We start from the raw sequence: 12,539 nt of genomic DNA on the forward strand, positions 1-12,539 counted from the left end.
CATCAAAAAAGTCGAGCCGCTGCTTGGAGATGTCGCAGCCGACATAGTTCTGCACTATCATGTCCAGGCCTCTTCCTGTGGTGCGGGGTCTGCTGCTAACAGCCCCGTGCAACTGTTCAGGTTGATGGTTCAGTGGTGGGAAGGGACCGAGCCATGCCGCGGACTATCCCGAAAGGGATGACCAGGATCCTCTCGGCCTCCTTCCCACTTCAACCATACACCCGAACCAACACACAGGATCCTCGGGTCTGCGCGTCCGCTTCGCTTCCGCTCCGCCCGTGGATGACGACGGGGTGGGTGCTTTTCAGCTAACCACCAACGTGCGCGCCACGTCAGATCACCTCTCATAGTCTCTGCGCCCAGAGCCGGTCGAAGACAATTTCATGGCCCCGGTTAACCGTTTCGCCGCTTTTTGTCCCTAGAACCGGGTCATGAAACGCGTCATCGCCATCGCCGACCGCGCGGCACTTGTGTCGCTGAAGCTGCTTGTCGCGCTCAACGTCCTGTTTTTCCTGTCTTTCCTCATCATCGCGCTGCTCGCGGCCGGCAAGGCGCATGCCGAAATCCCGACCTGCAGCGGCGCCGACATGCTGTCCGCCTTGCAGAAGAGCGATCCCGCCGCCTACCAAAAGGTCGAGGCGGAAGCCGCCGCGACGCCGAACGGCAAAGGCCTGTTGTGGAAGCTGGAAAAGCCGGGCGAAAAGCCATCCTGGCTGTTCGGCACCATGCATATGACCGATCCGCGCGTGACCGTGCTGCCGCCCGCAGCACAAACGGCTTATGACGCCGCCGGCACCATCATCATCGAAACCACCGACGTGCTCGACAAGCAAAAGATGATGGCGGCGATGCTCGAAGAGCCGGGCCTGATGATGTTCACCGACAAGACGACGCTGTCGTCGCTGCTGTCGCCGGACGATGCGGCGGCGATGAACAGCGCGCTCGACGCGCGCGGTATTCCGCCGCTGACGGTGGCCAAGATGAAGCCCTGGCTGCTGTCGGCGATGCTGGCCCTGCCGGCCTGCGAACTCGCCCGCCAGTCGGGTGGGGCACCGGTGCTCGACGTCAAGCTGGCGGAAGGTGCAAAGGCTTCCGGAAAGTCGGTCGAAGGCCTGGAAACGGCTGTAAGCCAGCTCCGTGCCATGGCCTCGCTGCCGCTCGCCTTTCACATGAAGGGGCTCGTCGACACGCTGAAGCTCGGCGACAAGGTCAATGACGTCAACGAGACCATGATCGTGCTCTACCAGCGCGGCGAGACCGGCATGTTTTGGCCGATGTTTCGCGCCGTGATTCCCGGCGGCGACGATGACCAGGCCGGCTACGCCGCGTTTGAGGAAACCATGATCACCAGCCGTAACAAGGTGATGGTCGATCACGCCGGGCCGATCCTTGCCAAAGGCAACGCCTTCATGGCGGTCGGCGCCCTGCATCTTCCCGGTCCGGAAGGCCTGATCGAGGATTTCCGGAAGGCCGGATACACCGTCACGCCGGCCGGCCTCTAGGACCGATCAACCGTCCATCGGTTCCAACTTTTGGTCCGACGCTTACTTGGCCAGGACCTGAGCCAGCATCGCCGGCACGATAATCCGGTGAAAGGGTTTGACGATCGCGAGATAGACCCGGCCGAACAGATTGTATGTTTTGACGATCGTCGACGCGGCGACTTCCTGGCGGCCGCCGCCAAGCTCCCTGACCTCGACCAGAACGCGAAAGTCGAGATGCCGGTCGTCAAGACCAAGGACGACCTTGCCTGGGGACCGACTGATGAGCGGAAATATCCCGACCTTGTCTTCAGGCGCCGACGCGGCATCCGCGCCTGTCTTCAGGCGAAATGGCCGGACGGCGAGATTGCGCAGCGCCAACAGCGTGCCGACCCATCGCGGCGTTCGCCCCATGACGCGTTCGGTTGCGGCTATTGCGCTCAACGACAGGCCGTTTGCGACCAGCACGTAGCGGTCGGCGAATTGCGCGCCGGAAAGAACGTCTTCGGGATTGGGTGAAATCTGTGAAAGCGGCTTCATCGCGGCCATCCTCTAAAGGCAGAATAGCAGCGGCAGTCGCGCCGCGCTGCGTGGCGAAACGTCGCCAGCCATCTCTAGTATCTGAAGGACTGGGGCCTGATCCCGAACCGAAGGTCCGCGTTAGCAAGAAGTGGGTACCGGTTTTCGGAAAAGATTATGCTCAAAAAAGCCCCATCGCGGTGAATCGGGATGGAATAGGCCCCAGTCGAGGATTTCCACAAAGCCGGCTATACTGTAAGCGTTGTCAACTGAGTCGCATGGCAGAGAGGGGATCGGATTGCCGTGTTTTTGGCGTTTTCCAACCCTAGCGTGAAACCCATTCAACGATTGCGCGTTGATGGCTATTGATTGATATCTTTCATCCACGGAGGAGGACTTTTTATGGCGAATCCAAACGACGCTCCCAAGTCGGGTGGCGGCAGCGCATGGCTGATTGCCCTGGTTGTCATTATCCTGGCGATTGTCGCTTACTATGTTTTCGGCAGAAGTGGCGAACATCCGGCGCCAGCTGAACCGCCGGCAGCCAGCACACCGGCGCCTGCGCCTGCGCCCGCCGAGCCGATGAAGCCCGCCGAACCGGTGCCTGCTCCCGCACCAGCCCCTGCGCCCGCACCGGCTCCCGAGCCAGCTCCTGCGCCAGCCCCGGCTCCTGCGCCGGCGCCCGCACCGGCTCCTGCGCCCACACCCTGATCAGGCCTCTGATTGCAAATGAGGACGGCCCGCTGAAAAGCGGGCCGTTTTTTGTTTTGGCGCCTGAAAGGCCTTTCCAGAAACTCGCTCCGGTGAGTCAGCTGGTGTGGTTTTCGGGGTCGCCGCAGGCGACGAGCGCAGCGGACATTTGGGTCCGTGAGCACCGGAAGCGGAGAAAACCGCGCCAGATGGCCGCCGGGAGTAGAGTTTATGAAAGGCCTTAAATGTGGATCGGCTTGAAGAACGTCGCCAGCGCCGCTTCCTTCACCGCTTCCGACATCGTCGGGTGGGCATGGCAGGTGCGGGCGAGATCTTCTGACGAGCCGCCGAACTCCATCAGCACCGCCGCCTCGTGGATCATCTCGCCGGCGCCGAAGCCGACGATGTGGACGCCGAGCACGCGGTCGCTCGCCTTGTCGGCGAGGATTTTGACAAACCCGTCGGTGTGCAGCATGGCGCGCGCCCGGCCATTGGCGGTGAACGGGAATTTGCCGGCCTTGTAGTCGATGCCGGCCTTTTTCAATTCCTCTTCGGTCTTGCCGACCGAGGCGATCTCCGGGCTGGTGTAGACGACGCTCGGGATCACGTCGTAGTTCACATGACCGGTCTGGCCGGCAATGGTCTCGGCCACCGCCACGCCCTCATCCTCGGCCTTGTGGGCCAGCATCGGCCCGGCGATGACGTCGCCGATGGCATAGATGCCGGCTACGTTGGTCCTGAGATGGCCGTCGGTCTTGACCCGGCCGCGCTCGTCGACGTCGACGCCGGCCTCCTTCAGCCCAAGGCTGTCTGAATAGGCGCGGCGTCCCGTCGCGATCAGCACCGCGTCGGCCTCGATCGTCTCCGCCGCTCCGCCTTTGACAGGCTCGAAGGTGACGGTCGTGCCCTTCTTGGCCTTGGCGACGCCGGTGACCTTGGCGCCGAGCCTGAACTCGAAACCTTGCTTGGACAGCAGGCGCTGGAACTGTTTGGAGACTTCGCCGTCCATGCCGCCGAGGATGGTATCGAGAAACTCGACCACGGTGACCTTGGCGCCGAGCCGCGCCCACACCGAGCCGAGTTCCAGCCCGATGACGCCGCCGCCGACCACCACCAGATGACCCGGGACCTTGTCGAGCGACAGCGCACCGGTGGAGGACACGATCACCTTCTCGTCGATGTCGACCTTGACGCCGGGAATGCCGGCAACGTCGGAGCCGGTGGCGATAACGATGTTTTTGGTCTCGATCTCCTCGCCCTTGCCGTCCTCTGAGGTGACCGACACCTTGCCGGCCGCGAGCACCTTGCCGGTGCCGCGAAAACTGTCGATCTTGTTCTTCTTGAACAGGAAGGCGACGCCGTTGACGTTGGACGTTACCGTCGCATCCTTGTGCGCCATCATCTTCTTCAGATTGAGCTTCGGCGTCACCTCGACGCCGAGCGTGTCGAAGGAATGGCTGGCCTCGGCGAACATTTCGGAGGCATGCAGCAGCGCCTTGGACGGGATACAGCCGATGTTGAGGCAGGTGCCGCCGAAGGTCGCATTCTTCTCGACCACCGCCGTCTTCAGCCCGAGCTGTGCCGCCTTGATGGCGCAGACATAGCCGCCCGGCCCCGATCCGATGATAACGACGTCATAAGCCATGATGGTGTCCTTCTTGCCTAGAGCATGATGCCGAAAAGTGTGACGCGGTTTTCGGAGAACATCATGCTCGATCCCTTTGATTTATGGCTCAGCGGCCGCCGCTCACATTCAAGATAGCGCCCGTCGTATAGGACGCCTGGTCGGATAGAAGATAGAGGACCGCATGCGCAACTTCATCCGCCGTGCCGGCCCGTTTCATCGGCAGCACATCCCGCATCCGCGCCACACGGTCCGGCTGGCCGCCTGAAGCATGGATCTCGGTGTCAGTGATACCGGGGCTGACCGCATTGACGCGCACGCCTTCGGTCGCAACCTCGCGCGCCAGCCCGATGGTCATGGTGTCGATCGCGCCCTTGGACGCGGCATAGTCGACATATTCGCCCGCCGCGCCATGAATTGCAGCAACCGAGGAGAGGTTGACGATGGCGCCGCCCTTGCCGCCACGACGGGTCGACATGCGTTTCACCGCCTCGCGCGCGCAGAGGAAGGAGCCGATGACGTTGATACGCATCATGCGCTCCAGCCGGGCCGCGCTCATCTCATCGATGCGCGCCTTGACGTCGACGATGCCGGCATTGTTGACGAGCGCGTCGAGCCGGCCAAAGGCGCGGTCCACCGCTTCGAACATGGCCACGATATCGGACTCGACGCCGACATCGCCCTTGACCGCAAAAGCCTCGCCGCCTGCCGCTTTTATTTCAGCGACCAGTGCGTCGGCAGCGCCCTGGTTCGACGCATAGTTGACCGCGACGCGGTAGCCGGCTGCGGCCCCGAGCCGGCAGATGGCAGCGCCGATGCCGCGGCTGCCGCCGGTGACCAGCAGCACTTTTTTCGCCGCGCTCATTCCTGGCAACCCTTCAGGAGAAAAACATCCCACGGCACTTTCGAAAATCCGTTCTCGCCATAGGCCGCCGACATCTGCAGCGACGCTCCGAGGTCTGGAAAGATCAGACTCCTAGGCGCATCCACCCTTTCGGCCGGCAGCAAGGCGATGTTGCCCTTGTCGTCGGCACTGTAGACCACGCCCTCCCACACCGTGCAGGCGGCCAACTCCTCGCCGGTGACGTCGCCGGTCGGGCATTTGTACATCAGCGAGCCATGCGGCCGCGCCACGCCATCCGTCCACATGACGATGCCGTCGAGGACGACATCCTTGTCGAGCACCATCTTGAATGAGTTGGTGACGGTTGCCGAATCCGTCGTCGGCCGGAAATCAATACCGGCCTCGCTTTCGGCATCGCCATAGACGGCAAGCGCCAGCGGGCAGGCGGCATGGGCATTCGCCGCGACCAGCGCCATGCCGACCGCGACCGATGCGATCGACAAACTTCTGAACAGGCGAAAGGAACGGGTCGTCATGCGGCGGCGCAGTCCTTCTTCGGCTCAGCCCGGGCAGCGCATTACAGATCGAGCACCAGCCGCTCCGGATCCTCCAGGCTTTCCTTGACCCGCACCAGGAAGGTCACCGCTTCCTTGCCGTCGACGATGCGGTGATCGTAAGAGAGCGCCAGGTACATCATCGGCCGGATCACGATCTGGCCGCTGACCACCACCGGCCGGTCCTGGATCTTGTGCATGCCGAGAATGCCCGACTGCGGCGCGTTGAGGATCGGCGTCGACATCAGCGACCCGTAAACGCCACCGTTGGAAATCGTAAACGTGCCGCCTTGCATATCCGCCACCGACAGCTTGCCGTCGCGCGCGGCGATGCCCAGCCGGCCGATATCCTTCTCGATCTCGGCGATCGACATCTGGTCGGCATTGCGCACCACCGGCACGACGAGGCCCTTTTCGGTGCCGACGGCGACGCCGACATGGGCATAGTTCTTGTAGATGATGTCGGTGCCGTCGATCTCGGCGTTGACGGCCGGGATTTCCTTCAGCGCGTGCGTCACCGCCTTGGTGAAAAAGCCCATGAAGCCGAGCTTCACGCCGTGCTTCTTCTCGAACACGTCCTTGTATTTGGTCCGCAGCGCCATCACCGCTGACATGTCGACCTCGTTGAAGGTGGTCAGCATGGCGGCGGTCGACTGCGCTTCCTTGAGGCGGCGCGCGATGGTCTGGCGCAATTTGGTCATCCGCACGCGCTCCTCGCGCGAGGCATCGTCGGCAGAGGTCGGCGCACGCGCAACGACCGGGGCGGGTGCTGCTTTCGGCGTCTCCGCCGGCTGCGACGGCGCGCCCTTGGAAATCGCGTCCAGCACATCGCCCTTCAGCACCTGGCCGCGCTTGCCGGAGCCGGAGAGCTGGTCGACCGACAGATTGTTCTCGGCGATCAGCTTGGCTGCCGCCGGCGCCGGCGGCATGGAGCGCGCCTCAATGGCGCCGGCATCGCCGGCGATCTTGGCGGTCTCGGCCGCCGCCTGCTTGACGGTGGACGCCGCGTCGGGGCTCGACGCCTGCGATACGGCTTGTGGCTTGGTCGCCGGGGCAGCGGCATCGCCGCCGGCCGCGATCATGCCCAACAGCGCGCCGACGCCGACCGTGTCGCCTTCCTTGGCGGCGATCTCGCTCAGCGTTCCCGCGCTTGCTGCCGGCACTTCCACCGTCACCTTGTCGGTTTCGAGCTCGACCAGCGGCTCGTCGGCGGCGATCGCCTCGCCGACCTTCTTGAACCATTTGCCGATGGTCGCCTCGGTGACGGATTCGCCGAGAGTTGGGACGCGGATTTCGGTTGCCATTGTGCCTGTCCGTTCTTCCTGAGTTTTATTCGCCGAGCGCGTCTTCGAGCAAGGCGGCGAGCTGGGCGAGATGCTTGGACATCAATCCGGTCGCCGGCGACGCCGCCGCCGGCCGGCCGGTGTAGCGCACCCGCTGATGCTTGGCGTCGATATGCGCCAGCACCCATTCGAGATACGGATCGATGAACGACCAGGCGCCCATGTTCTTGGGCTCCTCCTGGCACCACACCATCTCCGCGTTGCGGAAGCGTGACAGTTCGGTGATCAGCGCCTTGGCCGGGAACGGATAGAGCTGTTCGACGCGCAGCAAATAGATGTCGTTGATGCCGCGCTTCTCGCGCTCCTCGTAGAGGTCGTAATAGACCTTGCCCGAACACAGCACGACACGGCGGATCTTCGAATCCTTGACCAGCTTGATCGCCTGGCCGGACAGTAGTTGGGCGTCGTCCCACAGCAGCCGGTGGAAGGCGCTTTCGCCCGAAATTTCCGGCAGCGTCGACACCGCCCGCTTGTGGCGCAGCAGTGATTTTGGCGTCATCAGGATCAGCGGCTTGCGGAAGTCGCGCTTCAACTGCCGGCGCAAGATGTGGAAGTAGTTAGCCGGCGTGGTGACATTGGCCACCTGCATGTTGTCTTCGGCGCAAAGCTGCAGGAAGCGCTCGAGACGGGCCGACGAATGCTCCGGACCCTGGCCTTCATAGCCATGCGGCAACAGGCAGACGAGACCCGACATTCTGAGCCACTTGCGCTCGCCGGACGAGATGAACTGGTCGAACACTACCTGGGCGCCATTGGCGAAGTCGCCGAACTGCGCTTCCCACAACGTCAGCGCCTTCGGCTCGGCCAGGCTGTAGCCATATTCGAAGCCGAGCACCGCTTCTTCCGACAGCATCGAGTTGATGACTTCGTAGCCGGCCTGTGCCGCCGACAGATTGTTGAGCGGGATATAGCGGGTCTCGTCGCGCTGGTCGTAGAGAACGGAATGGCGCTGCGAAAACGTGCCGCGCTCGGAATCCTGGCCGGACAGCCGGATCGGATTGCCGTCGAGCAGGATGGCGCCGAAGGCCAGCGCCTCGGCCGTCGACCAGTCGATGCCTTCGCCCGAATCGATCGCCTGGCGGCGGTTCTCGAGGAAGCGGATGATCGTCTTGTGCGCCTCGAACTCCTTCGGCACTTCGGTCAGCTTCTTGCCGATTTCCTTCAGCGTCTTGACCGGCACCGCGGTCTTGCCGCGCCTTTGTTCGTCCTGGTTGTCGGCCGTACGCAGGCCCGACCAGGCGCCGTCCAGCCAGTCGGCTTTGTTCGGCTTGTAGTGCTGGCCGACTTCCCATTCCTGCTCGAGATGCAGGCGCCAGTCGGCCTTGAGCTTGTCGAACTCGGCCTGGGTCAGGTGTCCCTCGGCGATCAGCCGTTCGGCATAGATCTGCACCGTCGTCTTGTGGCTGCGGATGTTGCGATACATGATCGGCTGGGTGAAGGCCGGCTCGTCGCCCTCATTGTGGCCGAAGCGGCGGTAGCAGAACATGTCGACCACAACAGGCTTGTGGAACTTCATGCGGAATTCGATCGCCACCTTGGTGGCGTGGACCACGGCTTCCGGATCGTCGCCATTGACGTGGAAGATCGGCGCCTCGATCATCTTGGCGACGTCGGACGGATAGGGCGACGAGCGCGAGAAGCGCGGATTGGTGGTGAAGCCGATCTGGTTGTTGATGATGACATGCAGCGTGCCGGCAACGCGATGACCGCGCAGGCCCGACAGGCCGAGGATCTCGGCAATCACGCCCTGGCCGGCGAAGGCGGCGTCGCCGTGCAGCAGCAGCGGCAGCACCTTGGCGCGCTCCTCCAGCGGCACGATTTCCTCGCGGCTGCGGCCGAACAGATAGTCCTGCTTGGCGCGCGCCTTGCCCATCACCACCGGATCGACGATTTCCAGATGCGAGGGATTGGCGGTCAGCGACAGATGCACCTTGTTGCCGTCGAACTCGCGATCCGACGAGGCGCCGAGATGGTACTTGACGTCGCCCGAGCCTTCGACCTCGTCGGGAGCTGCCGAGCCGCCCTTGAACTCGTGGAAGATGGCGCGGTGCGGCTTGGCCATCACCTGGGAGAGCACGTTCAGCCGGCCGCGATGCGCCATGCCGAGCACGATCTCCTTCATGCCGAGTTGGCCGCCACGCTTGATGATCTGCTCGAGCGCCGGGATCAGCGCCTCACTGCCATCGAGGCCGAAGCGCTTGGTGCCCTTGTACTTGACGTCGATGAACTGCTCGAACCCTTCGGCCTCGACCAGCTTCTGCAGGATCGCTTTCTTGCCGGTGGCGGTGAAGGAGATCTCCTTGTCGACACCCTCGATGCGGCCCTGGATCCAGGCCTTCTCGACCGGATCGGAAATGTGCATGAACTCGACGCCCAGCGTCGAGCAATAGGTGCGGGTCAGGATGTCGAGCATCTGCCGGATGGTGCCGAATTCGAGCCCGAGCACATTGTCGAGGAAGATCGGCCGGTCGTAGTCGGCTGATGTAAAGCCGTAATTCTCCGGCGACAGCTCGTTGTAGTCCTCGAGCTTGGCGATGCCGAGCGGGTCGAGATTGGCGTGCAAATGGCCGCGCATGCGGTAGGCGCGGATCATCATGATGGCGCGCACCGAATCGCGCGTCGCCTGGTGCACGTCGGCGTCGGAAAGCACGATGCCGTTGGTGACCGCCTTGTCCTTGACCTTCTTTTCCAGGTGCTTCTCGACGACGCCCCAATTGCCGTCGAGCGCCGACACCAGTTCGCCATTGGCCTGCAGCGGCCAGGAGGGCCTGGCCCATGAGGCGCCCTTGGCGTTCTTGCGCACATCGCCGGCGTCGTCCTTCAGCGCCGCGAAGAAGTCCTGCCATTCGGGATTGACCGATTCCGGATCGTCCTCATAGGCCGCGTGCAGCGCCTCGATATAGTCGGCATTGCCGCCATAGAGGAAAGAGGTAAGCGAAAATTGGTCGTTGGCCTGATCTTGTCTTGCCATGTCACTTAGCGGAGCCGCGCTCCGTCTCCTTAGTTGGAGGGAGTAAGGGAGTAGGTCAGTAGGGGAGTAGGGCTTCTTGGCCGCTAATCTCTTTCCCTACTCCCCTACTCCCTTACTCCCCTATTCCCTTAACCCTTGATCGCCTCGACCAGCGTCGTGCCCAACCGCGCTGGCGAGGGCGAAACTTTTATCCCGGCCGATTCCATCGCCGCGATCTTGTCCTCGGCGCCGCCCTTGCCGCCGGAGATGACCGCGCCGGCATGGCCCATCGTGCGTCCCGCCGGCGCCGTGCGTCCGGCGATGAAGCCGGCCATCGGCTTCTTGCGGCCGCGCTTGGCCTCGTCCTTGAGGAACTGCGCCGCGTCTTCCTCGGCCGAGCCGCCGATCTCTCCGATCATGATGATCGACTTGGTCTCGTCATCGGCGAGGAACATCTCAAGCATGTCGATGAACTCCGTGCCCTTGACCGGGTCGCCACCGATGCCGACGGCGGTGGTCTGGCCGAGGCCGACATTGGTGGTCTGGAAGACTGCCTCATAGGTAAGCGTTCCCGAGCGCGAAACAACGCCGACCGAACCCTTGCGGAAGATGTTGCCGGGCATGATGCCGATCTTGCATTCGTTGGGGGTCAAGACGCCGGGGCAGTTCGGGCCGATCAGCCGCGAGGTCGAGCGGTCGAGCCGTGCCTTGACCTTGATCATGTCCATCACCGGTATGCCCTCGGTGATGCAGATGATCAGCGGGATCTCGGCCTCGATCGCTTCCAGGATCGCTTCGGCGGCACCCGCCGGCGGTACATAGACGACGGAGGCGTTGGCGCCGGTCTTTTCCTTGCCTTCGGCCACGGTGGCGAAGATCGGCAGGCTTTCGCCCTTCGAGCCGGTCCAGGTCTCGCCGCCCTTTTTGGGATGGATGCCGCCGACCATCTTGGTGCCGTGATATGCCAGCGCCTGCTCGGTGTGAAACGTGCCGGTCTTGCCGGTCAGGCCTTGCACCAGCACCTTGGTGTTCTTGTCGATGAGAATGGACATGATGGCCCTTTTTACAAACCGTTGATCGAGGAAGGCGAAACGCGTCGGTAAACGCCGCTCACCATGTCTTGCCAGGCATCGCTGCCGGCCGGCTGGAACTGCAGCCGCATGCGGTAGCTGTCGTCTGTATCGAAAACATAAGTCACCCGGGCCGATCCGCGCGGCGACGAGCGGACCAGCACCAGTTCGCTGCCATTCCATACGCCTGTGGCCGGCGACGCCGGGACAAAGCCCATCGAATCGAACTGATGCATGGTGACGACGCCGTTTTGCTGGTCGAAGCCAAACACATTGTGCGACCCGAACGAGATCGTGCCGTCGCGGCGCTGGCGATAGCGCTGCACCACGAACAGGCCGCCGAACTGTGCCTCTGCCAGCACTTCCGACGTCGCCGTGCCGGCATCGGTCCATTGTGTGGCCGCCACCTCTTCTTCGCCATGCCACGCGCCGACCAGCGCCTGCAGGCGCTGGTGATCGGCCGAGAGCGAGGAGAAGGAGGCCGCGTTCATGGTTTCAGAGCCGCTTCAAATCGGCGACGGTAAGGTCGCTCTTGGCATTGCCTGTGTTGAGCGTCGTCGCCGGCTCGAACATCAGCACCACCGGCTCCGCCGTGAGTGAGCGCGGACGATGCTCGATGCCACGCGGCACGACGATGAAGTCGCCCTCGCCGAGCTCGACCGGACCGTCGCGGAAATCGATGGCGATGCGCCCGCGCAGCACGAGGAAGGCCTCATCCTCTTGCTCATGCGCGTGCCAGTCGAAGACCTCGCCGAATTTGGCGACCTTCGCCTGGCTGTCGTTCACGTCGCCGGCGACGTGCGGATCGAAGACCTTGCTGATCTTCGCGTCCGCCGCCTCGACCAGATTTATCTTGCGTGGAGGCACGGGATCATTCCTCCTTGAGACTTGCGATGCGGATCATTCTGGCGTGCCCTGATGATGCGGAGAATTAGTCCCAAAACGAAAAACCCCAGTCAGCTTACCATCCAGCGGTTGGCCGCTTATAGTTCCGACAAAACGGCACTTCCCATCGTTTTGGACAGAAATCTCACATTCTTTGCTTACGAAGAGCCGCACCAGGGTTAGGTCTGGCACATCATCAAAAATCTGTTCTTTTGGCACTTCGATCAAATCCTGCGATCGGACATAGTTATCAAGGTCGGATATCCGAGTCGTAGTTCCAAAAACCTCGCAAACATCAATCGCAGGGCTATTTCCATCCGTTCTCGCAGACCTCAAAGTTACAAATGGCTTGGAGAGGTTTCCGGATCGGTCGCGATCATAAGTTTTTACGCCAAAATCGTTCGAACGGATCGAAAACCCATGCTTTAGAGCCAGTTGCTCGCTTCTCATCAAATCGCCATCAGACGCGATGCAAATTTTCTCATAGAGTACGACCGCATCCGAAATCTCTTCTGCCTGCGACGGAACGGCCAGACAGCCGAACCCGATTGCACACAGAAGGCGGCTGGGTTGCATCCG

At 62.6% G+C, this 12,539-nt stretch carries 11 protein-coding genes; 1 reads left to right on the forward strand and 10 read right to left on the reverse strand.

The features are described 5' to 3' along the window. Window positions 1–431: 431 nt before the first annotated feature. A complete protein-coding gene (locus AC1DVW_RS28890; RefSeq protein WP_477327710.1) occupies window positions 432–1,502 on the forward strand; it encodes a TraB/GumN family protein in 1,071 nt (356 codons plus the stop codon). 42 nt (window positions 1,503–1,544) lie between these two features. On the opposite strand, the gene AC1DVW_RS28895 is transcribed toward AC1DVW_RS28890, so the two are convergent. The 10 genes from AC1DVW_RS28895 to AC1DVW_RS28940 all read right to left on the reverse strand — a co-directional run bounded on the left by AC1DVW_RS28895 (window position 1,545) and on the right by AC1DVW_RS28940 (window position 12,536). After that, window positions 1,545–2,021, reverse strand: a complete 477-nt coding sequence (locus AC1DVW_RS28895; RefSeq protein WP_477327712.1) for a DUF2867 domain-containing protein — start codon at window positions 2,019–2,021, stop codon at window positions 1,545–1,547. 910 nt (window positions 2,022–2,931) lie between these two features. Beyond that, a complete protein-coding gene (lpdA, locus tag AC1DVW_RS28900) occupies window positions 2,932–4,335 on the reverse strand; it encodes a dihydrolipoyl dehydrogenase (protein ID WP_477327714.1) in 1,404 nt (467 codons plus the stop codon). Between the two features lie 88 nt (window positions 4,336–4,423). Further along, window positions 4,424–5,179: an SDR family oxidoreductase gene (locus AC1DVW_RS28905; protein WP_477327716.1), complete on the reverse strand. Its 756-nt coding sequence runs from the start codon at window positions 5,177–5,179 to the stop codon at window positions 4,424–4,426. After that, window positions 5,176–5,694, reverse strand: a complete 519-nt coding sequence (locus AC1DVW_RS28910) for a hypothetical protein (RefSeq protein ID WP_477327718.1) — start codon at window positions 5,692–5,694, stop codon at window positions 5,176–5,178. Before AC1DVW_RS28910 ends, AC1DVW_RS28905 begins: the two co-directional genes overlap by 4 nt. 41 nt (window positions 5,695–5,735) lie before the next feature. Next, complete coding sequence (gene odhB, locus AC1DVW_RS28915; RefSeq protein ID WP_477327719.1) at window positions 5,736–7,016, reverse strand: 2-oxoglutarate dehydrogenase complex dihydrolipoyllysine-residue succinyltransferase; 1,281 nt, start codon at window positions 7,014–7,016, stop codon at window positions 5,736–5,738. Window positions 7,017–7,041: 25 nt separating this feature from the next. Continuing rightward, window positions 7,042–10,026 carry a 2-oxoglutarate dehydrogenase E1 component gene (locus AC1DVW_RS28920; RefSeq protein WP_477249482.1) on the reverse strand — a complete coding sequence of 995 codons (2,985 nt, stop codon included), beginning with the start codon at window positions 10,024–10,026 and terminating at the stop codon, window positions 7,042–7,044. A gap of 128 nt (window positions 10,027–10,154) precedes the next feature. After that, complete coding sequence (sucD, locus tag AC1DVW_RS28925) at window positions 10,155–11,057, reverse strand: succinate--CoA ligase subunit alpha (protein ID WP_477249484.1); 903 nt, start codon at window positions 11,055–11,057, stop codon at window positions 10,155–10,157. An 11-nt stretch (window positions 11,058–11,068) separates the two neighbouring features. Continuing rightward, complete coding sequence (locus AC1DVW_RS28930; RefSeq protein ID WP_477327721.1) at window positions 11,069–11,566, reverse strand: DUF1579 family protein; 498 nt, start codon at window positions 11,564–11,566, stop codon at window positions 11,069–11,071. 4 nt (window positions 11,567–11,570) lie between these two features. Beyond that, entirely contained in the window at window positions 11,571–11,942 is a 372-nt protein-coding gene (locus tag AC1DVW_RS28935; RefSeq protein WP_477327723.1) for a cupin domain-containing protein, read from the reverse strand. 33 nt (window positions 11,943–11,975) lie between these two features. Then, complete coding sequence (locus AC1DVW_RS28940) at window positions 11,976–12,536, reverse strand: hypothetical protein (RefSeq protein ID WP_477327725.1); 561 nt, start codon at window positions 12,534–12,536, stop codon at window positions 11,976–11,978. Window positions 12,537–12,539: the final 3 nt, after the last annotated feature.

It is taken from the genome of Mesorhizobium sp. P3_B5 (assembly GCF_056402815.1).